Here is a 25,063-nt window from a genome sequence, read left to right on the forward strand (position 1 = left end):
CAAAACCGCTTCTAGCGGTTCAAGCGCAGCGTTTCAAACCTCCACCTCTGGTGGAGGTTATGACTTCGGCCCTGGCGTTGGATCATGGACCTCGATCCTGGACCTGGATCATGTCTTGAAATGACGCGTTGAAGAGACTTGCGATCGATCAGAAGTGCCTCGCCTCGCACTCTGCACTGCCGTTCTGATGCAGCGGTCTCACACACCATTTCACCAAAATCTCTGACGTCCTCATGCTGAGGCAGATTTCGGTCCTGCCGATTACGTTAGCGCATTCGAAGAAAATGTTCTTAAAAGGTGAAGTTTCCGAATTGCAACAACCTTGAGTATTGACGTGGTGCCAGAATTGCGCATGATCATTTATGGGGCACTGCAAAAATCGCTGTATAACTCTTCGGCTAGATTCGGTCCTGCTCTAGGTTATGGCAATTATGCGGCACACGCCTACAATGGGGATGATTCGGATGGGTGCCGGGCCAGCAAAACCTGGCATACGGAATATGCGCTGAAGGGATAATTCTGACGGAGAGGATTTGGTATTTCCTCGAAGGGAGACAAGGCTGAATGGAGCTGCGAGGGGCTGAAAATATGGGTGAAACCAGGCCGAGAGCCGGCTCGGTGTCGTCCAAGAATATCGGTCGAGAGCAATTCCTTCGCAAATTGTCCACCAGCGGTTCCGCCGGTAACATCCAGACCGCGATGTGTTTGCTGACCGAATATGTCGGCGCCTCGCATTACCTGCTGGCCCGCTATGACCTTATCCAGGAACATGGTCTCGATTTCATCGTAGCGTCCAACTGGCCCTTCGATCTTGTTCGCCGTATCGGCGCGGAGCTTGTGCGTGGTTATGGGCGCTCTACGGAAATCGAGAAATGCCTGAGCCTGCTCACGCCGCAATTCGCTCTCCTGCCGGACGATGCCACTCTGCCTCCACACATCAGCCGCCAGTATTGCTCCTTGATGTTCTGTGTGGGGCGCACGCGCTTTTCCGTCATGCTGCTGTTTGACGATGGCTTGATCCTCTCCCAGGATCGATTGCGGGAAGTCGGCGTTCTGGCCGCCTATGTGCTGAGCCTGGGGGACCGCCGGGAAATGCGTGCGGAACGCGATTTCGAACTCACCGATCGCGAACTGGAGTGCCTGTTCTGGATTGCCGAAGGAAAGACCAGCGATGAGATTGCGGTGATTCTGGGAATCTCCCGAAACACCATCAACAATTACATCACGAGTGTCATGCGCAAGACCGCAACCAAGACGCGCTCAGAGGCGATAGCCTACGCGGTTCGAAATAATCTGGTGTAGGGATTCAATGGCGACCTGGAATAGCGCATTCAGAAGTGATTTGGACACGGGCGCCGTTGCTGGCGGGATCGGTCAGCGCGCTTCCACCCGCTCCGATATCTTTCCGCGTCTCATTCATATGCAAAAGGCGCTGAACGCGCGAAACTTTGCTGTCTTCCGGGTTTCTGGCGCAGGCCTGCCGAACAAGCGAAAACTGGTATGCGAGCTCGATAACTGGGGCACGACCGCCGCAGAAAATTGCAACGCCATGATGCAGGCCTATGGCGAGCAGCTGCTCGAACACATTGAGCATTCTCTGCTTCCGGTCATATGGTGGCGCCAGCACCCTGAGGAGGAGACGCAATCAGAGCAGTTCCCTCTCGCGCATGTGCTGGAAACCAAGGATGTGCCCTTTGGCGGTATCGCCTTCCCGGTGCGCCTGGGTGGCGTGGGCAATGGTTACGTTTCCTTTTCGGGCACGGGCATCAATTTCGCCAGCGAAATCATGATCGATCAGCATGTGCGCAGCTGCCACGTGCTCATGGACCTGTTGTCTCTCGATGAGCGCAGGGCCCTTCCTGCCGAAACGCTGAGTGAACGCGAGATCGCCTGCCTGCAATTGGCAGGCGACGGGCAGATCAGCGAAGAAATTGCCGAACGGCTTGGCCTTTCGGTGCACACGGTCAATGCTTATCTCGGTTCCGCGACCATCAAGCTCGATGCGGTCAACCGCATTCAAGCCATCGCCAAGGCCATTCGCCTTGGCTATATTCATTGATCTGCATTGAAGGCGTGAGCCGCCTGGCCTGATCTTTCCGCTTTTGCGCATTTTCGCGCGACCAGCAGAGCCGGGTCATCCAAAGTATGCTATCTGTTTGTTTTTACACAGTTCGTAGGCAAAACCGCTGGCGCATTTTTTCTGGAAATGCCCTAGCCGGCCAATGCCGTCGGTTGGCGAATATAACGTGCTTCATGCAGACTGCGGGACAGGAACCGGGTGTTCTCGTCAGGATCTTCGGAAGGGTCCTGGAACGAGATGTGGTCGATTTCGATGCCTGCCATTTTGTCCGTCAGTGTCAAACGGGCATAGATGGAAATTCCGCGCGGCTTGATTTCGAGATCCAGCACCACTTCCGGCTGGCCATCCCATTCCAGCTTGTATTCGCCGCCGGAACCAAAGCTGATGGTGCCGGGATGAAAGAAGAGCTCCGCTGCGGAAGACACCAGATCGGCGATGCTGCCGTGGCATTCCAGGCGAAGAAGCGAAATCAGGTCACCCGCGTCCAGCAGCCGTAACTCGGTTGCTATGGGACTAATCGCCTGCGCCAGGATTTTTTCACGTTCCAGCGAGTAATTGCACTTCTTCATGTTGTTCAGCGTATCCGTTTTTGAGGCGATCGCGGCGACCGCGAGGCGTAGACCCGGTGAATCAGTTCAGCCACCGCCTTGTAAAAGGCTGGTGGAATGACACTATCGACCGAGACTTGCGCAAACATGGAGCGGGCGAGCGGCGGATCCTCAAAAACGGGAATGTGATTCTGTTCGGCAATCTCACGAATTTTCAATGCGATAAGGTCTGTGCCCTTGGCAACGACCACAGGTGCATCGCTTTCCTCACGCACATAACGCAGCGCCACGGCATAGTGCGTCGGGTTTGCAATGATGAGCGTGGCGCGCGGCACATTGTTGATCATGCGCTGGCGAGCGCGGCTTCGCATCAGAGAGCGCTGGCGTGCCTTGACCGCAGGATCGCCCTGGCTTTGCTTGTTTTCATCCTTCACTTCCTGCCGCGTCATCTTCAATTCGCTGTACCAGTGATGCCGCGACCAGAAGAAGTCTGCGATGGCCAGAACAGCGGTGGCCAGCAGAATCACCACCATCATCTTGCTGAGCGAGCTGTAGATCATGCCCGGGATGATTCGCGGATCGGCAAACATGGCATCCAGCGAATGCATGAAGTCACCGCGCATGGCGAGGAACATGCATATGCCCACAATCAGAACCTTGAAGATCGATTTGCCAAATTCGACAAGACCCGGAACGCTGAAGATTCGCCCGAATCCCTTTATCGGCGACACACGCGATGCCTGCGGTCTCACTCGTTCGAGCACGAAAGAGGGAAGGTTCTGCATGAATGAGGCAACAAGCCCGAAAAGACAGAACATGATCATGGCTGGCAGGAGAAAGCCGGCCACGTCCCAGCCAAGACGAACGGAGATGGAAAGGAGATCGGAAGCGTTTTCGAGCGGCCATTGATCAGGCTGTTCGATAATGTCTTTCAGGCTTTCGCCCAGTTGGGCTGTGCGGCTCGGCAAGAAAAAGACAAGGTAGAAGTAGAATGCCAGCGAGGAAGCGAAGATCGTGACTTCTTTGGAAAAAGGCACATTGCCTTTCTCCGCAGCATCGCGAATCTTTTTCTCTGTCGGGCTTTCTGTTTTACTGTCTTTATCCTCAGACAAGGCTTCATCCTTGCACAGGGCAAGCGGAAAGCTCTCCTGTCGCTGGCGAGAGCCGCTCAGGTTCAGGCTGAACCGGGCGGGCTCTCAGATACTTTGCTTTCGTTTGCCTTTACGGAAAGAACCGGTTTCCACGTTTCCCTGACAAACTCCAGGAGGTCATCATGGTCTCCCTGGACGATGCCCGCGATTTCGCCACAGCCGAATCACGGACATGCCTTCATCTTACGGCGGAACGGCAGACAATTGAAACGCCGGAGCATGTGGAAAAGCCAGCAGCCCAAACGAAAAAAGCGCCGCAGGTCGCGGCGCTTTCGCTGAGCAGGGGAGCGGTCAGGCCGCTGCGGGCGCTTGGCCACCTTCCGACGGCGCTTCCTTGAGCTGAATCTGACCGGCATTCGCCAAGCGGATCGCTTCCTGCGCCACCGCGCGGCGGGCAATGGCCACTTCGCGCGGGTTGATCATCATGTTGGTTGCACCAAGATCTGCTTCGATCATGCGGCGCTGGCGTGGGCTGATGGCGGAAAGAACGCTTTCCTTGATTTCTGCCGAGGCGCCACGAAGCGCCATGGTGAGAATATCGGAAGCGATATCGTTCAGCAGCATCACGCGGCTGCGCTGCGGCATGGCCAGGAGGTCGTCGAAGAGGAAGATCTTCGGGCGAACCTTGTTGACCGATTCCTTGCTGATGGATTCCAGAGAGCTGAGCAGGGTATCCACCTGCGGCTTCTCCAGTTCGTTCATCAGTTCCGCCACCTTTGCAGAGCCGGTGGAGTTGCGCTCCGCCTCGATCAGATCGATCAGCTCGATGACGCGGTTTTCGATAATCTGCGCGGCCTTCGGGCTGACATCCTTCATGTTGACCGTACGGTTCATGATATCCGCGCGCTGTTCGTCCGGCAGCTGCAAGAGCAGTTTTGCACCGAAAGCAGACGGCAGCATGGAGAGAATGTAGGCGATGGTCTGCGGATGCTCCTTGAGCATGAACTGGCCAACGAAGACCGGATCTGCATCCTGAAGGCGATCCCAGATGGAGGTTTCGAAGGCCTGGAAGGCGGCACGACGGCCAAGCAGGCCATCCACTTCTTCCGGCGTAAGGCCCTCTTCCAGAATGCTCTCGATTGCGCGAGCATTATCCATCAGCCCGGAGCCTTCGGTGAAGAGATCCTCGAACTCGTTCACGAGCTGGAGAAGTTCGTCCGGAGGAATTTCCCTCAAGGTCTGCGCAGATGCAATAATGGTCTGCAGCTCGCTTTGAGTGAAATATTTCAACAGCTTGCCAGCTACCCCCTTGCCCATCGCAAGGAGGACGGCAGCAGCTTTTTCAGCTTGGGATAACGGTTTCGTGGAGACTGCGCCTCCGAAATCGTCAAAGTCCATCATGGTCTTCCCTCACTGTCCCTCACGGGATCAGAGTTTCTTGGTGCCGAGAACTTCCGTCAGTTTCACGCCAAAACGTGTGTCGTCGTTTTCGAGCACCGTGATTTCACCCTTGGCGATCCGGCGGCCGTTCACGGTAATTTCGACCGGTTCGCCAATCTTCTTGTCCAGCGCAATGATTGCGCCTTCTTCCAGGCCCATCAGGCCCGCAACCTGCATCTTGCTCGTTCCCAGAACGATCTCGACCGTGATCGGAATGTCCATGATCAGGTCAAGATTGGAGTCCAGCCCGCTGCCGGGTTGCGGCAGGTCGGAGCTGCTGGCTGACGAACCGAAATCCGCCCCACCAAGGCCGCCGCCGAAACCGGAATCGCCCAGTCCGCCAGAGCCGCCAAAATCAGAGCCACCGAAATCGGACGTGCCGCCAAAGTCGGAGGTCGCTCCAAACTCCGAGGCTCCCCCGAAATCCGAGCCGCCGAAGGAAGCCGTGTCTGAACCTAGGTCTCCCCCGAAGGAAGCATCCAGATCCAGAGGGGAGGCGCTTGCCGCACCGCCGCCGAATTCGGCATCCAGATCGGGCACATCACCCGTCTCGTCAGCCTTCAGCACACCCCGCAGATCGTTGATCGCCTGGTCCAGCTCCTCTTCATTGCCTGAAGAGGCGAACATGTCGTCCGGATTCATCGATGTTTTGTTAGTAGCCATGGATGCATTATTCCTGTCGAAACTTGCGTCAGCCTGCCCAAGGGAAAATTTGCCGTAAAATTCGGTTCAACCCATCAAATGGCGAAGCAGTTCATCGTCTGTGCTGATATTGTCTTTGACCCGGACGGTGTATCGGTCACCCGATCGCCCGAACTCGCAATGGTAGAGATCCTTGCCGTTCGCGCTCACATCCACGTGGACATCGCCCTTGTCCTCGAATGCGATCACATCGCCGGCCATCAATTTGGAAATGGTACGCAAAGTCAGGCTTTGCAGGCGAATGCGTGCCTCAAGGGTCACCTGGGAGCGGCGCACCTGTTCGGCAATCTTGTCAGCCCATTCCTGCTTGTGCTTCGGAAGCTGACCCTTTGCCTTGGGAGAAACAACGCGGGTCTTGAGCAGGGCCGTCTGCGGGATAACCAGCGCAATTTCCGAGGACACCTTGCCCATTTCCAGAGCAAGACGAATCGTTGCGGCAAATTCCGGCTTCTCGTCCTTTTCGGCATCGTTGCGGTCCGCTGCATTGTGCGGGCGCTCCAGTGTCGCTTCGAAGCCGCCAGCTGCGTTCACGCCGGAACGAAGCACATTGCCAATGCGCTCGAAAACCATCGTCGCAAGATCGAGTTCGATGTCCGAAAGCGCACGATCTGCCGGCTGGCGCACCATGCTCGCGTCCGCACCCAGCATGCGTTCCATCAGGGCAATGATGAAGCTGTTGCCGCAACCGAGCACGAAATTCGGGCACCAGTTGCGCAGGCTTCCATCCGTCAGGCAAACGCCGGGACCAAGCTTGGTGACGAGATCCTGCTTCAGCCCGGCCTGGAAGCCGATATAGGACACAGCGATGTGGATGTCGGTTTCGCTGTGAAAGACATCCGGCAAAAATTCCGAATAGAGCTGGCCGAAATCGGCGCAGATCTTTTCGACGGTCTTGTAATCGCCAAGGCCGCCGGTGAGTTTTGCGAGGAGAGCCAGATCCATGCGGGGGGCGCTATCGTCCATGTCCGTGCTCATCTTTCTCAAGCCGCCTTGCTATCGCCGCCGCCGCCAGGATTCATCATCTCCTGCTCCACGGCATCGATGGACGGACGCTCATGAGCCGAAATGGTCTTGCGGCCATATTCGAGAGCAACCTGCGGAACCGAACCGTTCATATAGGCGATCAGCGTCTGCTTCACGACGATGTAGAGACGGTGCTGCTTGGTGCGGACCACCTTGATCATGGCACAGAGCGGTGCAACCAGGCAGTAGGACAGGAAGATGCCGAGCATGGTGCCGACGAGTGCCGCGCCGATGAGGCCACCCAGCACTTCCGGCGATTCGTTGATCTTGCCCATGGCCTTGATGACGCCGAGAACGGCCGCCACGATGCCGATGGCCGGGAAGGCGTCGCTCATGGTGGTCAGCGAGTTGTAGGGCTTCATCTTGTCGTGCAGGATCGTCTCGATCTCTTCATCCATGAGAGCTTCGATCTCGTGGCTGCGCGCATTGCCGATGATGATCAGGCGCACATAGTCGCAGATGAAGGAGGTGAGCTCCTTGTTCTTCAGCACAGTCGGGGCTGACTGGAAGATGGGCGACTCATCCGGATTGTCGATATGCGCTTCGATCTCGTTGCGGGACTTGGTTCTCAGGTCTCGCATGAGCGAATAGAGCACGCCCAGAACGTCCAGATAATTTCGCTCCTTGGGAACGGCGTATTTAAATGCCTCGCCGAGCGCCTTGCCGGAGTCTTTTACGACTTTCATGGGGTTGGCCATCACAAAGCTGCCAACGCCGGCACCGCCGATAATCACAAGCTCGAACGGCTGGAAGAGGACGTCTAGATGGCCCCCCATGGCCATATAGCCCCCTAGCACGCAGCCGAGTGTGATCACAAATCCGATAATAATGGTCATCGCGTACCTGTACCATGTTCGTATCAGGTTCCTGAAATACTCCGTCAGGCTTGCGTGAGGCTGGGTTTAGAGGAGGTAAAAATACGGTTCTTTCTGTCCCTATGCGGAACAGCCTCGCACAAGTCTTTGCTCATAGGGTGCTGGTTTGAAGGGGCCAGTGCCCCATTCGCCCTCCACGGTGCCACGCCCTGTGGGTTGAACGAGCTAAGCACGGAGCAGTCACACTATGCAGTCCGGATTGTATGTCGGTATTTCCTCGCAGATCGCGCTTGAGCGCCGACTGAACACAATCGCCGACAACATGGCCAACATGAATACGGTCGGCTTTCGCGCAACGGAAGTGAAGTTCGACGAGGTTCTGAGCAAGACCCGCAACGATCTGAACGCCAAGGTGGCCTTCGTCAGCCAGGGTAACGACTACCTCTCCGACCGAGCCGGAGCATTGGAACAGACGGGCAATCCCTTTGACGTGGCAATCAAGGGAGATGGATGGCTGGCAATCGATACGCCGGAAGGCCAGGTTCTCACCAAGGACGGCCGTTTCACCCTGCGTGAAACCGGAGAACTGGTCTCAAGCCGTGGATATCCGGTTCTCGATACCGGCGGCGCTCCCATTCAGCTGGACCGCACTGCCGGCCCGCCGGTCATTTCGGCGGATGGCCGCATCACCCAGGGTGACCGGCTGGTCGCCACGCTTGGCGTCTTCAGCGCCGATATCTCCAAGGGATATCTGCGTTATGAAAATGGCGGCGTCATTCCGGTCGAGCCTCCGCAGCCGGTCGTGGACCGGATCGATGTCACTGTGGCGCAGGGCTATGTTGAACAGTCCAACGTCAACGGCATCAGCCAGATGACCGAGCTCATCCAGGTCAATCGCGCCTTCGAAGCCATTTCGTCCCTGATGAAGGATACGGAAAGCAGTTTCGGTGAAGCCATCAGAACGCTTGGCGGCTCACGCTAAGCGCCCCGGCACCTTTTACGCATTTCCGGATTGAAAACTGCCCCTCGGCTTTTCCCGGAAATGCTCTCTAACCACGCATGGAGAGACAGCGAATGCGCGCCGGTAGCGGAAAGCTCAAGGATCTTGCATCGCTCACGCAGCGCTTCACCAAGCCCGAGATTGCAATTGCGCCGGGCGGCCATGTTCGCACGATTGCCAGCGGCCATTACACGGTTTCCGGCCTTTCCAAGCATGTCCGGCTGGGGGAATTCGTCGCGCATCGCAGTCCGACGGGCATTCACCTGGGTGAGGTCGTGCGCGTTGAGCCGGATCTTGTCTATGTGTGCCCCATCGAGCCCGGCGAGCCGATTGGCATAGGCGATGTCGTGATCCGCAAGGGTGCTTTCCGCGTTGCCCCCGATGACAGCTGGTGCGGCCGCACGATCAACGCGCTCTGCGACCCGATCGATGGCAAGGGGCCCTTGCCCAACGGTCCTGAAAAGCGTTCCATCTCCAACAATGCGCCGCCCTCCATGACGCGCCAGCGCGTGGAAACCGGCTTTCTGACCGGTGTGCGCGCCATCGACATTTTCTCGCCGCTATGCCTTGGGCAGCGCCTGGGCATCTTCGCCGGTTCCGGCGTCGGCAAATCCACGCTTCTTTCGATGCTCGCAAGGGCCGATGCCTTCGACAAGGTTGTCATCTCGCTTGTCGGCGAGCGCGGCCGCGAAGTGCGGGAGTTCATCGAAGATACGCTGGGCGACAACATGGCCAAATCGATAGCCGTGGTGGCGACCAGCGATGAAAGCCCCATGCTGCGCAAGATGGCGCCTCTTGTGGGTATCACCATTGCCGAGCATTTTCGCGATCGCGGCGAGAATGTGCTTTTCATCGCCGACAGCATCACCCGTTTTGCGCACGCCATTCGTGAAGTGGCCATGGCATCCGGCGAACCGCCGATTGCGCGCGGCTATCCTGCCTCTGTCTTTACCGAGCTGCCGCGTCTGCTTGAGCGTTCCGGGCCCGGCCCGGAAGGAACCGGCACGATTACGGCGATCATTTCGATTCTCGTCGATGGCGACAACCATAACGATCCCATTGCCGATTCCGCACGCGGTATTCTCGATGGGCACGTGGTTCTGGAGCGAAGCCTTGCGGAAGAGGGGCGTTATCCGCCCATCAACCCGCTTTCCTCCATTTCGCGTCTGGCGAGGAAGGCCTGGACGGGCGATCAGGAAAAGCTCGTCTCGCGCCTCAAGGCGCTCATTCACCGTTTCGAGGAAACCCGCGATCTGCGGCTGATCGGCGGTTATCGCGCCGGTAGCGACCCCGATCTCGATATGGCGATCAAGCAGGTTCCCATCATTTACGAGGTCTTGAAACAGACACCGGGAGATCCCCCGGCCATCGATGCCTATGCGGATCTTGCCATGGCGCTGCGCGCAGCCGCTCAGGGCGGCCCCGGCTTTCAGCGATAGAAAGGACGACAGGCGTGGAAAACGAAGAGCAAGACGAGGTCAAGCCGCTCAAGCACCGCCGCAATTCGGGCCTCCTGACCGATCGTGTTCTGGCTGCGACCGGCATTTTGCTGGCCGCCGCTTCGGCCATGTTTCCCTGGTACGTCTTCTTCAATGAGGACAAGTTCGGCATTCGCGTCGAAACCATGGATCACACGCGCGACCTGCCGGACACGCCGGCCCGCAATGTTTTCAGCGTGTCGCCGCTGGCAATGGTCAACAGGAACCCTTCCGACAAGCCGAAGGAATTGCCAGACCCCATCGATGGCCTGACCACCGCGACGGTCTCCTCCCTTGGGAAAGAGCCGCAGAACAATGATTCGGCAGCCATCATGCAGCCCATGCCGGGCAAGAACACGTTTCGCCTGATGCATGTCGCGAACGGCCGCGCCATGATCGAAGACAGCAGCGGCATGTATATGGTTCGAATCGGCTCGATCTTGCCCGATAACAGCCGTTTGGCCACCATTGAGCAGCGCGATGGCCGTTGGGTCATCGTGACATCCAACGGCGATATCGTGACTGACGAGACGCGCGGCACTCCGTAAGTCTGACGCAAGATTACTGGCATAGGCTTCAATTAGAAAATGGAGAGAAGCCTATGCAACCCATCCAACTGTTTGATCTGGCCTCGCGCCAAGCCGAGTGGCTCTCGATCCGCCAGCAGGTTGTTGCCGGCAACATCGCCAATGCCAACACACCTGAATTCAAGGCCAAGGACATAACGCCCTTTTCCGCCGTGCTGAACAATGCCGGCATGACCATGGCGCGCACCAATCCCGCGCACCTGAGCGGCAATTCCCTGGATAGCCGCATTGATGTTTCGGTCGAGGAAGAGACCCTTAATCAGGAAATTGGTGTGCAGGAATCCGGCAACACCGTTTCTCTCGCGCAGGAGCTTTCCAAGTCCGGCGAGATCAAGCGCCAGTACGAGCTGAGCACCAATCTGGTCAAGTCGTTCCACGGCATGATGATGCTAACGGTCAAGAGGTAAGAACTCATGGATCCGCTGTCAGCAGCTTCCAAAATCGCAGGTTCGGGCCTGGAAGTGCAGGCCACACGCCTGCGCATCGTTTCTGAAAACATTGCCAATGCGCGCACCACCGGCGACACGCCCGGTGCCGATCCCTATCGCCGCAAGACGATCACCTTCGGGGCTGCTCTGGACAAGGCGTCCGGCGCCGAGCTGGTCAACGTCAAGAAGCTTGGCAACGATCAGGGCAAGTTCATCGAAGAATATGATCCCGGCAATCCGGCCGCCGACCAGAAGGGCTTCGTGAAGATGCCGAATGTCAACATTCTGATCGAGATGGCGGATCTTCGTGAAGCCAATCGCAGCTACGACGCGAACCTGCAGATGATCAAGCAGACCCGTGAACTCGTCAGCTCCACCCTCGACCTGCTGAAGAGCTCGCAATGATTGATAAAGTACAAAATGTAAGTTCGCTTTCCCTGACGCGCGACTTGGGTGAAATTTCTTCCACCAGTTCATCGAGCAGCCTGGGTTTCGCCGCACCGTCCGCTGCTGCCGGCACGGGATCTGCCATGTCATTCAGCCAGGTGCTGGGTGGAATGGCTGCGGAAGCGGCACACAATATCAAGGCGGCGGAATCGCTGTCGATCGCTGGCATTCAGGGCAAGGCGAACACGCGCCAGGTCGTTGATGCGGTGATGGAGGCTCAGCAGTCGCTTCAGACGGCGATCGCCTTCCGCGACAAGATCGTGAGCGCCTACCTCGAAATCACGAAGATGCAGATCTAACGGCAAGGACCTAGGACGATGAGAGCGCTTTCTGTCGCGGCGACGGGCATGGATGCCCAGCAGACCAATCTCGAGGTCATCGCCAACAATATCGCCAATATCAACACCACCGGCTTCAAGCGCGCCCGCGCAGAGTTCTCCGATCTGCTCTATCAGACGGAGCGCGCCAAGGGTGTGCCGAATCGTGCCAACCAGGCCATCGTTCCGGAAGGTGCCAATATCGGTCTCGGTGTGCAGACATCAGCCGTGCGCAACATCTTCCAGCAGGGCGAACTGACCCAGACCGAGAACTCGCTCGATGTGGCGATCATCGGTCGCGGCTGGTTCCAGGTGCAGGCGCCGGATGGCAGCACGATGTACACTCGCGCCGGTGCCTTCAACACCAATGCGCAGGGCCAGCTGGTCACCATCGACGGTTATGCCGTGGTGCCGAACATCACCATTCCGCAAAACGTCACTGAAACGGTCATCAGCCGTACCGGCCAGGTGAGCGTGCGCGTGGGCAATGCCAACACTTTCACGGACCTCGGCCAGCTGACGATTGCCAATTTCGTCAACGAAGCCGGTCTGAAGCCCATGGGCGACAACCTGTTCCAGCAGACGCCAGCCTCCGGTGAAGCAATTGTTGCGGCACCTGAAGATCCCGGCTTCGGCTATCTGAAGCAGGGCTATCTGGAATCTTCCAACGTCGATCCGGTCAAGGAAATCACCAACCTCATCTCCGCCCAGCGCGCCTATGAGATGAATTCCAAGGTGATCACCACCGCAGACGAAATGGCTTCAATCGTCAGCAAGAACCTGAAGTAATCTTAAAAAGGGGTGGCAGACATGATGTTTCGCCGGAATAGCAGGATGCGGAGCGCCATCGGGGGCCTGGCCCTCGGCGTCATCTGCCTCGCGGGCTCTCAGGCGAGTGCCCAGAATGGCATGGCGGTGGTTCCCAAGCAGACCATATATCCCGGCCAGGAAATCGATGCCGCCCAGCTTCAGGAAGTCGAAGTTACCAATCCGAACATTGCCGGAGGCTATGCCAACTCCATCTCCCAGGTCGCCGGCATGATCAGCAGCCGCACCCTTCTTCCGGGGCGGACGATCCAGCTCAATTCGCTTCGTGAGCCCTATGCCGTCAAGCGCGGCACGACGGTGCGCATGACCTTTGCCGTTGGCAACATGGTCATCGCAGCCTCCGGAACTCCACTGGAGAATGCCGCCGTCGGTGACGTGATCCGGCTGCGCAACCTCGATTCCGGCATCACAGTGTCCGGCACCGTCATGGCGGACGGCAGCGTGCAGGTAATGGCAAGATGATGAAGCGACTTGTGACTTTGGGCCTGGTGTGCCTCACACTTCTTTCCCCGGTTTCTCCCGCATTCGCGGATCCGGCGCGCATCAAGGACATTGCCTCGCTTCAGGCGGGGCGTGACAACCAGTTGATAGGCTATGGTCTGATCGTCGGCTTGCAAGGTTCGGGCGACAGCCTGCGCTCCTCGCCCTTCACCGAGCAATCCATGCGGGCCATGCTGCAAAATCTCGGCATTTCCACGCAAGGCGGACAGTCCAGCGCCAAGAACACGGCGGCCGTCATGGTGACTGCCAATCTTCCGCCCTTCGCCAGCCCTGGCAGCCGTCTGGATGTGACGGTCAGCTCGCTTGGGGATGCGACGTCACTGCGTGGCGGTACGCTGATCATGACCTCGCTTTCCGGTGCTGATGGCCAGATTTACGCGGTCGCCCAGGGCTCTGTCGTTGTCTCCGGCTTTTCCGCGCAGGGGCAGGCTGCCGCCGTGACCGAGGGTGTGACCACCTCTGGCCGCGTGCCGAATGGCGCCATCATCGAGCGTGAACTGCCGTCGAAATTCAAGGACGGCGTCAACCTGGTGCTTCAGCTGCGCAATCCTGATTTTTCCACGGCCGTGCGCATTGCCGATACGATCAACCGGTTTGCCGCCCAGCGTTATGGCGGTGCCGTTGCAGAGCCTCGCGATTCTCAGGAAGTCATCATCGAGAAGCCGCGCTCGGCAGACCTGACGCGCCTGATGGCGGAGATCGAAAACCTCGTCGTGGAAACCGATACCCCTGCCAAGGTGGTTGTCAACGAACGAACCGGCACTGTGGTGATTGGTGCGGACGTGAAGGTTTCCCGCGTTGCCGTCAGCTACGGCACTCTGACTGTCCAGGTTACTGAAACCCCGCAGATCGTGCAGCCAGAGCCATTTTCCAACGGGGAGACGGCCATGCAGCCGCAGACGGATATCAGCGTGATGAAGGATGGCAGCAATGTCGCCATCCTCAACGGGCCGGATCTGCGTACGCTGGTGGCGGGGCTTAACAGCATCGGCGTCAAGCCGGATGGCATTATCGCGATCCTGCAAGGCATCAAATCCGCAGGCGCTCTTCAGGCGGAGCTTGTGATCCAATGATCAGGTCCATCGGCATGTTTTCCAGATTTAACCCTATGACTGCGACCCTGCCGACAAAACTGGCGGCGGCTGGCCTGGTTCTTCTGCTGGTGCCGCCGGTGAATGCGCAGCAGGCAAGCCCTGTGGCTCCCACCGGCACGGCTGCCGATATCGAGAGGTTCTGCACCAATATTGCCGATCCCGCGCGCGACCAGCGCTATCTGCTGCAGAAGCAGGAGCTGGAAAAGCTGCAAAGCGATGTGGATGAGCGGATTGCAATTCTGGAGCAGCGCAAGGCTGAATACGAGGACTGGCTGACGCGACGCAATGACTTCATGCAGCGCGCCGAGGCGGGCCTTGTCGATATCTACAAGACGATGAAGCCGGATGCGGCTGCTCCTCAGCTTCAGGAAATGAGGCTGGAGCTTGCGGCGGCCATCATCATGAAACTTCCGGCGCGTCAGTCCGGTCTCATCCTGAGCGAGATGGACCCGACCAAGGCAGGACAGATCTCCATGATCATGTCCAGCGCGTCCGACCCCAACACATCAAAGGACCGCCGTTCATGACGAAGCGTATACCGGCTCTGTTCGCAGCCCTGCTCTTGACCAGCTGCGGGAGCCAGACAGTCAAGGAAATCGGCAATGCGCCGTCCATGAGCCCGATTGGCAGCGGCCTGCAATATGCGCAGACACCGCAGATGTCCTCCTATCCGAAGCAGCCGCGCCATATGACCAGCGGCTATTCGCTGTGGAGCGACAGCCAGTCTGCTCTGTTCAAGGATGCCCGCGCACTGAATGTCGGCGACATCCTGACCGTCGATATCCAGATCAATGACCGGGCCGATTTCGATAACGAAACCGACCGCAGCCGAACCAACAAAACCAAGTTGAAGTGGAATGCCCGCGCCAATCTTCTCGGCGTTACGCCTTTCACCACGGGTGACGGGGGAACCGATTCCGAAAGCTCGACCAAGGGGCAGGGATCGACCAAGCGTTCCGAGAAGCTGAACCTGCTCGTCGCTGCTGTTGTCACCGGCGTTCTGGAAAATGGCAATCTGCTGATCAGCGGCTCGCAGGAAGTGCGCGTCAACCATGAGATCCGCATTCTGAACGTCGCCGGTATCGTGCGCCCGCAGGATGTGAACGCGAAGAACAGCATTTCCTACGACAAGATCGCCGAAGCGCGCATTTCCTACGGCGGTCGCGGCCGCCTGATGGAGATGCAGCAGCCTCCAATCGGTCAGCAGGTCGTGGACCTGTTCTCGCCCTTCTGATGATTGCCTGAAAGGACTGACAGGCCATGGACGAAGCAGAAGGCTCTGAACCGAAGAAGAAGGCGTCGCCCATCGCCACCATCGCTGGCATCGCCGTCGTCACCCTCATTGGTGCCGGCGGAGGCTGGGTGCTGGGTGGCATGGTTGCGCCCAAGGACCCGAACGCGGAAGCCAACAAAGCGCAAGCCGCGGCGGCGCAGCCCGAGGCAGCAGGCGAGAAGGGCGGAAAGAAGGAGGAGGGCCTTCCTCACATCTCCACGCCCGCCGCTGGTGTGGTTCAGCTTGAGCCGATCACGACCAATCTCGCCTATCCCTCCGATAACTGGGTGCGGCTGGAAGTGGCGCTTGCCTTCAATGGGCCGCCGGAGCTCGTATTGGCCGAACAGATCCATCAGGATATCATGGCCTATATGCGCACGGTATCGCTCCAGCAGATCGAAGGGCCGCGTGGCTTTCAATATCTTAAGGATGACCTTCAGGAACGTGTTGACCAGCGTTCTCAAGGCAAAGTATCGAAGGTAATGCTCAGAACCTTCGTGATCGAATGATTCGATTTGTCTTCCTTCTGACCGCGTTCCTGGTCGTGCCCATCGGGGCATTCGCCCAGCAATCGCCGGCCGATCTTCTCAACCTGCCGGTCGATGGCTCGGCGGCAGCCTGGATCATTCGCACATTCGGCTTGCTGACGGTGCTTTCGGTGGCGCCCGGCATCCTGGTGATGGTCACCAGCTTCCCGCGCTTCATCATTGCCTTTTCGATTTTGCGAACCGGCATGGGACTTGCCACGGCGCCCTCAAACCTCGTTCTGGTTTCCATGGCCCTGTTCATGACGTTCTATGTCATGTCACCCACTTTCGATCGTGCCTGGAACGAGGGTGTACAGCCGCTTCTGCGCAATGAAATCAATGAAGCGGAAGCCGTGCAGCGCATTGCAGAGCCCTTCCGTGTGTTCATGGCGGCCAATACGCGCGAGAAGGATCTCAGCCTCTTCGTGGATATAGCCACGGAAAAAGGGCAATCGGTCGGCACTGGCGACGCTATCGATTACCGGGTTCTTATTCCGGCTTTCATGCTGTCTGAAATTCGGCGCGGCTTCGAAATCGGCTTCCTCATCGTCCTGCCGTTTCTGGTGATCGACATGATTGTTGCCGCCATCACCATGGCCATGGGCATGATGATGCTGCCGCCGACATCCATCTCGCTGCCGTTCAAGATCCTTTTCTTCGTGTTGATCGACGGCTGGAACCTGCTGGTCGGAAGTCTGGTCCGCTCCTTCAACTGATCGCGCACCATCACCGCCTGCCTTTCGCATGAAAGGAAAAAGCCGCGGACATGACCCGCGGCTTTTTCGGTTGCATGAAAGGCTTGTGGCCGAGACTACCGAACCTCGACCTGTGGCAGCGGCACGATCATCTTGCCACCGCTTGCCACATAGGCGCTATTCTTGCGGTAGATCTCATCGAAGAAGCTCCAGGCGAAGACGAGCACGTAATCCGGGCGGTCAGTGCCCAATAGGCGCGAACTTGGAAAGATATCCAGATGCGTGCCAGGCGTCAGGAAACCCTGCTTGGCCGGGGCGTCATCCACCATATAGTCGAGCTGCGCGGTCGTCAGGCCGCAATATTGCAGCATGGTATTGGCCCGGCCTGAAGCGCCGTAGCCGACAATGCTGTGGCCCTTGGCCCGAAGATCGTTCAGAAGCGAGACAAGCTCCGTCTTTCTCTGTGCGATCTGCTCGGAATAGGCCTGATAGGTCTCCGGGCGGTCATAGCCGCGTGCGCGCTCATCAGCCTCCAGCTGCCGTGCGGCTTCGGAAATCGTCTGTGCGTGCACGCTGTCCTTCTTGGCCACGTAGAAGCGGATTGATCCGGCATGGATCGGGATCTGCTTGATGTCGAAGATCACCATGCCGAAGCGTTCGAAGTGCTTCATGGCCGAGAGCATCGAGTAGTAATACAGATGCTCGTGATACATCATGTCGTACTGGCTCTCTTCCAGAACCTTGCCGAGATAATGGACCTCTAAAACGAAGACGCCATCAGGCTTCAGGCAGTCGTGGACTGCCTGCGTGGCCTCGCGAATATCAGAGATATGCGCGAAGACATTATTGGCCATGATCATGTCGACATGGCCGTGCTGATCGATAACAGCCTTCGCGGTTTCGCGATTGAAGAAGCCGTTGATCAGCGTCAAGCGGTCGTCATTGATGCTTTCCAGCACGTTGCGCGACGCGTCCACGCCAATCACGGTCGCAATGCCCTGATCGGCAAGGGGCTTCAGCAGAACACCGTCATTGCAGCCGAATTCCAGCACCTTTGCCTCGGAAGGCTTCAGGAAGCGTTCCGTCATTTCCCGCGCATAGGTGGCAAAATGATCGCGCAGGGTACCGATCTTGGATGAGAAATAGAAATAGCGCTCGTTGAACAGTTCCTCAGGTGGCGCATGCTCCTCCACCTGCACCGCATAGCATTCATGGCAGAAGACGATGCGCAGCGGATATTTCTTCTCGGCAGGGATCTCGTCCCGAGAGAGGAAGGCACCGGCCAGCGCCACCCGGCCGAAGTCGATCACTGGCGAAAGATGGTGAGAATCGCAGAACGCGCAGTGGGATTTGGACATCTGGATGCTTTCCGTCTTCATGCCGCCCGGTGCTCGGCCAGCTCGCGCTGAATATAGTCGAGGCTGAGCAGCAGATCCTTGATACCCTGAACCGTCAGCCGTTCCGTGTTATGGGACGTGTAGTCTTCCAGTTCTGCAACTTCCTTGATGCCCTCGCTGAGATAGGGGCGGTAGTTCAGGTCGCGGTTATCCGCCGGAATCCGGTAATAGCGGCCCATATTTTCCGAGCGGGACATTTCTTCACGTGAGATGAGCGTTTCGAAAACCTTCTCGCCATGGCGCGTACCGATCACATCAACCGGGCTATCGCTCTGGAAAATCTCCTTCAGGGCGATGACCAGGTCTCCCACGGTTGCCGCCGGCGCCTTCTGGACGAAAATATCGCCCTGATGGCCGTGGTTGAAGGAATGCAGAACCAGATCGACGGAATCGTCCAGCGACATCAGATAGCGTGTCATGTTGGGATCGGTCACCGTCAAAGGCTGGCGACGACGGATTTGCGAGACGAAGAGAGGAATGACCGAACCGCGCGATGCCATGACGTTGCCATAGCGGGTTGCGCAGAAGATCGTATCCTTTTCCGTCAGGTTGCGCGCCTGCGCGACCATGACCTTTTCCATCAAAGCCTTGGTCATGCCCATCGCGTTGATGGGATAGACGGCCTTGTCCGTGCTCAGCACAACAACGCGTGCGACTTTCTGCTCGAGCGCCGCCTTGACCACGTTATCGGCACCAATGACATTGGTCCGAATGGCTTCCATCGGATAGAATTCGCAGGAGGGAACCTGCTTGAGGGCCGCAGCGTGGAAGACGAAATCCACACCGCGAAACGCGGCATGGACGCTCTCGTAATTGCGGACATCCCCGATGTAGGATTTCACGCGCTGGTCCTGGAATTGCTGCCGCAACTCTTCCTGCTTTTTCTCGTCACGGCTGAAGATGCGGATTTCCTCTGCACCATTGTTGAGAAACAGCTTCAGGATGCGTTGGCCGAACGAACCTGTTCCGCCCGTAATGGTGATGATTTTACCCTCAAACATGGTTTCCCGCCCATTGCATGTGATTGCTATGCATTTTTTCGATCAAGACCGGCCATTCCGCCGGCACATATCCCGTCAGTTCACGCAGGCGGCTTGCATTGAGCGAACGGTCAATCTCGACGCTCGGATCGTCGGCAACCTCAAGCGGCAAGCCATATTGCCGGATAATGAGACGCGCCAGATCCGCCTTGGAGATCGGCTCGGCTGCAACATGGTACAAACCGGCCGGAACCTTTGCCGGCACGATGTCGTCCATGATCAGCCGGGCAAGTTCCGTTGTCGGCAAGCCGGAAAAGATCGCGCGAGAGAAACCCCTGCATGTTTCCTTCTGTTGTAAAACCCACTCCAGCAGACCGCGCCTGCCGGATGGATCCGGCCCGATAATGGAGGTGCGCAGCGTTGTCACACGTCCATTCTGAGTTTCGCCGAGCTGCTTTGCCAGACCGTAAGGATCTTCCGCATCCGGCAGGTCTTCCTCGCGATAGCCGCCAGTTCGTCCGGAAAAGACGCCATCCGTGCTGATGTGGATCAGGCGGAAATTCATCATGGTCGCGAAATGCGCCAGGCGCCTTGGAAGCGCGGCGAAGAGGCCAATCATGGTCGGCCAGTCGTTCCACAGCTCCTTGGGAACCGATACGCAGTTGATGACGATGTCAGGGCGAGCCTGCTCGAGGAGGGCGGAGAGGGCCTGCAGCTCACGCAGATCGCCGCAGATCAGCGGCTGGCAATGCGGATGCTCCTGCCAGCTCTGTCGCGTGCGGCTTGCGGCAAGGGCGTGCAGACCTGGTCTCTGCGCCAGTTCGCGCAGGACCGCCTGTCCCAGGAGCCCGGAGGCGCCGAGGACAAGGATCCGCTGCAGCGGGGGAGTGTGTGGGCTTTCGGTGCTCATCAACTTTGTCTGTTTCCGTTCCAGGTCCGTTTGTCACGAACGGTTTTCGTCACCCGTTACACGACAACGGTGCTGAGGAGGTCGGCTTCGCTGAAGAGAAGGCCGGGGCTGAAGCCTGCGGTGAGAAAGAGCTCGCGCTCTTCTTCCTTGAGGAAAAGGACAACCATGGAATCCAGCTTTTCATCATCACGCACGAGATCGATCGAGCGGATATTGATGGCGGCATCAAGCCCCAGGTTGCGCAAATGCTGGCCCAGATCCTTGGCATTCGGGAAGCTGTGAATAATGACATCCGTGATGCCCGCGACGGAGTTCGCGATGTGAGCCAGGGTCTGGATTGCCGCCATTTGTGGCACGGTGCGCATCAGATGCTGCGCTTCGCCACCGGTGCCATGGCCAAAGGCGTTGATGCGGGTCAGGAGTTCAAAGGCACGCACGAAATCGCGGGCTGCCACCCAGAAGCGCGCCGCAACGGTCATTCGTATCGTCGTAAACTCCTCGATCCACAGCGCGTAGGACCGCAGAACCTCGGGCTTTGAGGAGATGGAGCCACGCCGCTGGCCGAGATAGAGCATGTAGTCCAGTCCGCCGCGATAGCGATCCCAGGCGCGCATGACTTCTTCCTCGCCGGCTGGCGGACGATCGCGTGCAATGACCGATTCAGTGATGGCCACATAGAAGGGGTTGCTGCGGAAGGTGATCGCGCCATGATCGAGGAAATGGGCAAGATAGGCAAAGGCCCAGTAGCAGAACAGGCGAGAGGTCCAGACAGACCGCAAGGCCGATGCGCGATAAATGCCCGTTTCCGGGAAAATGTGCTGCCGCAGGATGAATTTGAGTGCCCCGTCGAAATCGCCGCGCTGGAACACATGATCCTTCTGCAGGACGAAGCTTTGCCCCACATTGGTTCCGGCCACTTCGTTCCGGGTGATCGAAGGGGTGTAGCAGACGCTGGTTTCCGGATGCGCATCCATGTAGCGGACGGCATCGACGACACCCTCTGCAATCAGCTGGTCGTCATCGCCGAGATAAATGATGAGTTCGCCGCGCGCCAGGTGCAGGGCGCTCAGCAGGTTCTTCTCATAGCCCACATTGCGGGTGCAGCGACGATAGACCACGGGCAGGCCGCGATCCGCGAAAGTCTGCGCCACTTCGGCCGTGTTGTCCTTCGAGCAGTCATCCGAAATCACCACTTCGTAACTGAAGGGGAAGCGGTACTCGTCTGCGATGAGACCGAGAAGACGTTCCAGAAAATGAGCCCGGTTGTAGGTCGGGATGCAAATGCTCAGCTTGATCGGATGATCCATCGGTCGCTCCACTCACGAAATTGCCTACAGGCGCCCCTTGGTCAAACGGGGCTGTGGAAAGGCTCGGTTGTTTCCGGAAGAGCAGGCACATCGATATGGTCCGGCTCCAGCCCGTTGCGTGCGCGCTCGGCCATCATTTCGTAGGCCTTTTCCAGGTGCTTGCGGAAGCGCACATGATCGAACAGGGGTTTGACGTACTTGTTTGCCTTCAGCCGGTCCTTGAGTTCATCGGCCATATGCCGGTTCTCGTAGATCTCGACGGCTTTGCGGAAGTATTCTTCGCTGTCCTTCGCAACCAGTTCTGGCATGCCGATGGCGTTCAACAGGCTCTCGGAAACGCGAGAAGCGAAATGCGTGCCCTTCTTGGTCAGGACAGGCAGGTTTGCCCAGAGCTGTTCCGATGTGGTGGTGTGACCATTGACCGGGAACGTATCCAGCCCGAGATCCGCCAGCCCGATGCGCGCGATGTGATCGGCATAGGGAACGATCGGCGTGAAGGAGAAGCGGTTCTCCGCAATGCCGTTTGCGACCAGTTTCTTGGTAAGGTTCGTATGGGACTCGCCGCTTGCACACAGCAGCCAGAGATAGCTCTCCGGCGTCGCCTTCAGGATGCGGATCCATAGCTCGATATTCTCGAGCGAGATCTTGCGGGTGTGGTTGAAGGAGGCGAAGACAAAGCGGTCTTCCGGCAGGCCTGCATCCTGGCGGGTGAAGGGCTGCGGTTGCGGGCGGTGCATCACGTCATTCGGCTGGTAGCAGTCCGGCAGACGGCAGAATTTTTCCCAGTAATGCGGTTTTGCATGATCCGGCAGAACGATCGGGTCTCCGATGATGTAGTCCACATCCACGTTCGGGGTGGTTCCGGGGTAGCCGAGCCACTCAACCTGTACCGGCGCGAGTTTGTGATTGAGAAGAAACGAACGGCTCTGACGGGTCTGCCCCTTCAGATCGACCAGGATATCGATGTCGTGCGAACGGATTGTCCGAACCGCCTCTTCGGGGCTCATGTCGCGGATTTCCACGACATTGCCCCATTTGGCCCGAACCTCGTCGGAATCAAGGTGCTCCTTGTCGGTATAGCAGAACAGCGTGATATCGAAGCGGCTGCGGTCGTGATCTTCCAGCACCCCGCGCAGCAGCTTCATGGTCGCGTGGGAGCTCCACAGATCGGACGAAAGATAGCCGACGCGTATCTTGTCTGCCCACTGATGCGGCATCCTGCGGCGCGATTCCGTCAGGCCCGGCGGAACCGCATTCGGATCGTAGCCGATAACCTTGTTGATGCTTTCATCCGCCTGCCAGTGAAGATTGTAGAAGGGGGACTCGGCCTTGTATGCGCGCGGATCGTTGTTGGCAAAGCTGCGATCGACAATCGGCTGGTACTTCGCAATGGCGTCGTAATCGTTGATTTCGCGCGATGTCACCAGATGGGTGTGAATGAGAAGCGGGCTGTCGGGATAGCGCTTGAGCAGCGCCTTGATCGTCAGACGATCCCTCTGGTCCTCGGGCATATTGCTCAGCAGGAACAGCGCCAAGCTGTTATGCTTTGAGTTTTTGCTCTCGGCCAGCGTCTTGAGATAGATGCGCACCAGCTCCTTTTCGTTTTTCAACAGGAAACAGGATGCAATGTAGAAGGCGAGATCGGGGTCCTTCTGGGCTTCCTCGGCCAATGGGGCGGAAAGCGCCAGAACGCGGTCGATCTCGTTCAGTTCGTACCACAGCTGAATGGCCTTGCGCCGTGCCGCATCTGCCTTGCTGCCGCCGGCTTCGGCTGCCAGCTGGAAGGTTTGCGCAGCCTCCGGCTTCATCTCCATCTTCAGCAGCGTTTCGCCCAGAAGTGTGTAAACCGTGGAGTCTGCCTGATCGTCCAGCAAGACATTCAATGCTTCCAGGGTCTGGTTGTAATCTCCCTTGCGAAAGCTGGTTCTCGCAGTTTTGTAGAGAGGATGCTGTGACACTTTGGCTCCGCTTCAGACGCGAGTTGGTAGAAATCGTTCAACTCCAGCCTAGGGTGTGAAACTTGCCCCAGGCCGACTCTCCAAGGCGGGGAATGCCTACAATTTTTTCTCGCCGCTTAATGAATCCGCAAGGAATACCTGTGATTATCATCCTCATATGACGCGTTTGGTTTCCTGCTTAAGAAACCGAGTGGCATGAAGCCGATCGTCATTGCCGGTAATCCAGTCCGGTATGTCCCCATAAAGTAAACTGTAACAAGGGACTAGAATTCGATGACCTCCATTATGACCAACTCTGCAGCACTTTCTGCTCTTTCGACTCTGCGCTCTATCAGCGCTGGCATGGAGCAGACGCAGAACCGCATTTCGTCCGGTTACCGCGTTGAGAACGCGTCTGACAACGCTGCTTACTGGTCGATCGCCACGACCATGCGTTCGGACAACAAGGCTCTGAGCACCGTTAAGGACGCACTCGGCCTCGGCGCTGCCACGACCGACACTGCTTACACGGCTCTGAAGAGCTCCATCGGCGTTGTTGACCAGATCAAGACCAAGATTACCGCTGCTTCGCAGCCGGGCGTCGACAAGGCAAAGGTTCAGAAGGAAATCGATCAGCTGCAGGACCAGCTGGTTTCGATCGCCAAGTCCGCTTCCTTCTCTGGCCAGAACTGGGTTTATGAAAAGGCTGGCGTCAACACGGCTGGTACGCAGGCCATCGTTGGTTCGTTCAACCGCGACGCTTCGGGCAACATCAGCCTGACGACCCTTCAGTACAACACGACCAGCTCCAAGCTGATCGCTGAAACCGCGACCGCTGGCGTGTACAGCACGACCTCCGGTATGCTGACGAAGGTTTACACGGCAAACTACACCAACTCCGTCGGTGTTCAGACCGTCGGTTCGCTGGGTGGTGGTTCGCTGGGTGAAAGCCTCCTGACGCTCGATATCACCAATGCAACGGTTGACCAGCTTTCGATTTCTCTGGCTGTGACCGAAGCTGCTCTGAAGGACATGACCAACGCTGCCGCTGATATCGGTGCCGTTAACGCTCGTATCGACCTTCAGTCCACCTTCGTAAACGACCTGATGGACTCCATCGAAAAGGGCGTTGGCAAGCTGGTGGATGCCGACATGAACGAGGAATCGACGCGCCTGAAGGCACTGCAGACGCAGCAGCAGCTGGGTATCCAGGCTCTGTCGATTGCCAACAACGACTCGCAGAGCATCCTGTCGCTCTTCCGTTAATCGACAGATTGACCTCAGTCGAAAAAAGATCGCGCTCCGAAAGGGGCGCGATTTTTTTGTCTGGTGAATGCTCCCGATTTCTGTCGGCGCAAGGTCCGCGCTGCGGTTGAGCGTCTCTTTCAATTCATCCTTGGAGCTCATTCCCAACTGATCTGGGCCGCGTTCCGGTATTCATAGCACGCCCTGCAATGACAGGTGCCTGTGCTTGATCCCCGGCATTTCAGCATCTGTGCAAGACTTTGCCGCAGTGTGCCGAAACAGCATGCGTTGAACCGAAGACATAGAACGGGAGTGGCGAATCAGAAGGATCGCGACGCGCTTGTCTTATGATTTTCGTGCTTCTCCATGAGATAAAGAAGCGCCGGCTTGGGTTGCAGCCCCATGCCGGCGAT

General features: G+C 57.8%; 27 protein-coding genes. 16 read left to right on the forward strand and 11 right to left on the reverse strand.

Annotated features, from left to right (window positions below; translation table 11 throughout):
• The first annotated feature begins 564 nt into the window (after nucleotides 1–564).
• Together visN and visR are read left to right on the forward strand one after the other, a co-directional pair.
• Nucleotides 565–1,302 (forward strand): transcriptional regulator VisN, encoded by a 738-nt coding sequence (visN, locus tag ACFSE1_RS05000; protein WP_377397267.1) that lies wholly within the window; start codon nucleotides 565–567, stop codon nucleotides 1,300–1,302.
• A 118-nt stretch (nucleotides 1,303–1,420) separates the two neighbouring features.
• The gene (visR, locus tag ACFSE1_RS05005) at nucleotides 1,421–2,059 is read left to right on the forward strand and encodes a transcriptional regulator VisR (RefSeq protein WP_377397344.1); all 639 of its coding nucleotides are present in this window, start codon (nucleotides 1,421–1,423) and stop codon (nucleotides 2,057–2,059) included.
• Between the two features lie 152 nt (nucleotides 2,060–2,211).
• Here visR and ACFSE1_RS05010 read toward each other — a convergent pair whose 3' ends face one another.
• The 6 genes from ACFSE1_RS05010 to motA all read right to left on the reverse strand — a co-directional run bounded on the left by ACFSE1_RS05010 (nucleotide 2,212) and on the right by motA (nucleotide 7,720).
• On the reverse strand, nucleotides 2,212–2,649 hold the full coding sequence (locus tag ACFSE1_RS05010; protein ID WP_377397270.1) for a hypothetical protein: 438 nt from the start codon (nucleotides 2,647–2,649) through the stop codon (nucleotides 2,212–2,214).
• Nucleotides 2,650–2,654: 5 nt separating this feature from the next.
• Nucleotides 2,655–3,740, reverse strand: a complete 1,086-nt coding sequence (flhB, locus tag ACFSE1_RS05015; protein WP_377397273.1) for a flagellar biosynthesis protein FlhB — start codon at nucleotides 3,738–3,740, stop codon at nucleotides 2,655–2,657.
• 330 nt (nucleotides 3,741–4,070) lie between these two features.
• Nucleotides 4,071–5,120, reverse strand: a complete 1,050-nt coding sequence (gene fliG, locus ACFSE1_RS05020; RefSeq protein ID WP_377397276.1) for a flagellar motor switch protein FliG — start codon at nucleotides 5,118–5,120, stop codon at nucleotides 4,071–4,073.
• A 27-nt stretch (nucleotides 5,121–5,147) separates the two neighbouring features.
• Nucleotides 5,148–5,822, reverse strand: a complete 675-nt coding sequence (fliN, locus tag ACFSE1_RS05025; protein ID WP_377397279.1) for a flagellar motor switch protein FliN — start codon at nucleotides 5,820–5,822, stop codon at nucleotides 5,148–5,150.
• A gap of 66 nt (nucleotides 5,823–5,888) precedes the next feature.
• Nucleotides 5,889–6,824, reverse strand: a complete 936-nt coding sequence (locus ACFSE1_RS05030) for a FliM/FliN family flagellar motor switch protein (RefSeq protein WP_377397282.1) — start codon at nucleotides 6,822–6,824, stop codon at nucleotides 5,889–5,891.
• Between the two features lie 17 nt (nucleotides 6,825–6,841).
• Nucleotides 6,842–7,720, reverse strand: coding sequence for a flagellar motor stator protein MotA (gene motA / locus ACFSE1_RS05035; RefSeq protein WP_377397285.1), 879 nt, complete (start codon nucleotides 7,718–7,720; stop codon nucleotides 6,842–6,844).
• A gap of 226 nt (nucleotides 7,721–7,946) precedes the next feature.
• On the opposite strand from motA, the gene flgF reads away from it, so the two are divergent.
• The 13 genes from flgF (at nucleotide 7,947) to fliP (ending at nucleotide 16,895) form a co-directional block, all read left to right on the forward strand.
• Nucleotides 7,947–8,681 (forward strand): flagellar basal-body rod protein FlgF, encoded by a 735-nt coding sequence (gene flgF, locus ACFSE1_RS05040; RefSeq protein ID WP_377397288.1) that lies wholly within the window; start codon nucleotides 7,947–7,949, stop codon nucleotides 8,679–8,681.
• A 92-nt stretch (nucleotides 8,682–8,773) separates the two neighbouring features.
• Entirely contained in the window at nucleotides 8,774–10,138 is a 1,365-nt protein-coding gene (gene fliI / locus ACFSE1_RS05045) for a flagellar protein export ATPase FliI (RefSeq protein ID WP_377397291.1), read from the forward strand.
• 14 nt (nucleotides 10,139–10,152) lie between these two features.
• A complete protein-coding gene (locus ACFSE1_RS05050) occupies nucleotides 10,153–10,725 on the forward strand; it encodes a flagellar protein (protein ID WP_377397294.1) in 573 nt (190 codons plus the stop codon).
• 53 nt (nucleotides 10,726–10,778) lie between these two features.
• A complete protein-coding gene (flgB, locus tag ACFSE1_RS05055) occupies nucleotides 10,779–11,171 on the forward strand; it encodes a flagellar basal body rod protein FlgB (protein ID WP_377397297.1) in 393 nt (130 codons plus the stop codon).
• Between the two features lie 6 nt (nucleotides 11,172–11,177).
• Nucleotides 11,178–11,597 (forward strand): flagellar basal body rod protein FlgC, encoded by a 420-nt coding sequence (gene flgC, locus ACFSE1_RS05060; RefSeq protein WP_377397300.1) that lies wholly within the window; start codon nucleotides 11,178–11,180, stop codon nucleotides 11,595–11,597.
• Entirely contained in the window at nucleotides 11,594–11,938 is a 345-nt protein-coding gene (gene fliE / locus ACFSE1_RS05065; RefSeq protein WP_377397303.1) for a flagellar hook-basal body complex protein FliE, read from the forward strand. Before flgC ends, fliE begins: the two co-directional genes overlap by 4 nt.
• A gap of 18 nt (nucleotides 11,939–11,956) precedes the next feature.
• Nucleotides 11,957–12,745 carry a flagellar basal-body rod protein FlgG gene (flgG, locus tag ACFSE1_RS05070; RefSeq protein ID WP_377397305.1) on the forward strand — a complete coding sequence of 263 codons (789 nt, stop codon included), beginning with the start codon at nucleotides 11,957–11,959 and terminating at the stop codon, nucleotides 12,743–12,745.
• A gap of 21 nt (nucleotides 12,746–12,766) precedes the next feature.
• Nucleotides 12,767–13,246, forward strand: a complete 480-nt coding sequence (flgA, locus tag ACFSE1_RS05075) for a flagellar basal body P-ring formation chaperone FlgA (protein WP_377397308.1) — start codon at nucleotides 12,767–12,769, stop codon at nucleotides 13,244–13,246.
• Nucleotides 13,243–14,358, forward strand: coding sequence for a flagellar basal body P-ring protein FlgI (locus ACFSE1_RS05080; protein WP_377397311.1), 1,116 nt, complete (start codon nucleotides 13,243–13,245; stop codon nucleotides 14,356–14,358). Before flgA ends, ACFSE1_RS05080 begins: the two co-directional genes overlap by 4 nt.
• Before the next feature lie 35 nt (nucleotides 14,359–14,393).
• Nucleotides 14,394–14,906, forward strand: coding sequence for a MotE family protein (locus ACFSE1_RS05085; RefSeq protein ID WP_377397314.1), 513 nt, complete (start codon nucleotides 14,394–14,396; stop codon nucleotides 14,904–14,906).
• A complete protein-coding gene (gene flgH, locus ACFSE1_RS05090; protein WP_377397317.1) occupies nucleotides 14,903–15,613 on the forward strand; it encodes a flagellar basal body L-ring protein FlgH in 711 nt (236 codons plus the stop codon). The genes ACFSE1_RS05085 and flgH overlap by 4 nt, the downstream gene beginning before the upstream one ends.
• Nucleotides 15,614–15,639: 26 nt before the next feature.
• Entirely contained in the window at nucleotides 15,640–16,161 is a 522-nt protein-coding gene (locus tag ACFSE1_RS05095) for a flagellar basal body-associated FliL family protein (RefSeq protein WP_377397320.1), read from the forward strand.
• The gene (gene fliP, locus ACFSE1_RS05100; protein WP_377397323.1) at nucleotides 16,158–16,895 is read left to right on the forward strand and encodes a flagellar type III secretion system pore protein FliP; all 738 of its coding nucleotides are present in this window, start codon (nucleotides 16,158–16,160) and stop codon (nucleotides 16,893–16,895) included. Before ACFSE1_RS05095 ends, fliP begins: the two co-directional genes overlap by 4 nt.
• A gap of 95 nt (nucleotides 16,896–16,990) precedes the next feature.
• On the opposite strand, the gene ACFSE1_RS05105 is transcribed toward fliP, so the two are convergent.
• From ACFSE1_RS05105 to ACFSE1_RS05125, 5 genes are read right to left on the reverse strand one after another with little or no spacing between them, the layout of a single operon-like run.
• Nucleotides 16,991–18,232, reverse strand: a complete 1,242-nt coding sequence (locus ACFSE1_RS05105) for a class I SAM-dependent methyltransferase (protein WP_377397326.1) — start codon at nucleotides 18,230–18,232, stop codon at nucleotides 16,991–16,993.
• Between the two features lie 17 nt (nucleotides 18,233–18,249).
• Complete coding sequence (locus ACFSE1_RS05110; RefSeq protein WP_377397329.1) at nucleotides 18,250–19,272, reverse strand: SDR family NAD(P)-dependent oxidoreductase; 1,023 nt, start codon at nucleotides 19,270–19,272, stop codon at nucleotides 18,250–18,252.
• Complete coding sequence (locus tag ACFSE1_RS05115) at nucleotides 19,265–20,161, reverse strand: dTDP-4-dehydrorhamnose reductase family protein (RefSeq protein ID WP_377397332.1); 897 nt, start codon at nucleotides 20,159–20,161, stop codon at nucleotides 19,265–19,267. Before ACFSE1_RS05115 ends, ACFSE1_RS05110 begins: the two co-directional genes overlap by 8 nt.
• 56 nt (nucleotides 20,162–20,217) lie before the next feature.
• Nucleotides 20,218–21,468, reverse strand: coding sequence for a glycosyltransferase family 2 protein (locus ACFSE1_RS05120; RefSeq protein ID WP_377397335.1), 1,251 nt, complete (start codon nucleotides 21,466–21,468; stop codon nucleotides 20,218–20,220).
• 41 nt (nucleotides 21,469–21,509) lie between these two features.
• Nucleotides 21,510–23,426, reverse strand: coding sequence for an O-linked N-acetylglucosamine transferase, SPINDLY family protein (locus ACFSE1_RS05125; RefSeq protein WP_377397338.1), 1,917 nt, complete (start codon nucleotides 23,424–23,426; stop codon nucleotides 21,510–21,512).
• 273 nt (nucleotides 23,427–23,699) lie between these two features.
• On the opposite strand from ACFSE1_RS05125, the gene ACFSE1_RS05130 reads away from it, so the two are divergent.
• Nucleotides 23,700–24,671: a flagellin N-terminal helical domain-containing protein gene (locus ACFSE1_RS05130; RefSeq protein ID WP_377397341.1), complete on the forward strand. Its 972-nt coding sequence runs from the start codon at nucleotides 23,700–23,702 to the stop codon at nucleotides 24,669–24,671.
• The last annotated feature ends 392 nt before the right edge of the window (nucleotides 24,672–25,063 follow it).

It is taken from the genome of Affinirhizobium helianthi (assembly GCF_042680945.1).
Classification (GTDB): domain Bacteria; phylum Pseudomonadota; class Alphaproteobacteria; order Rhizobiales; family Rhizobiaceae; genus Neorhizobium; species Neorhizobium helianthi.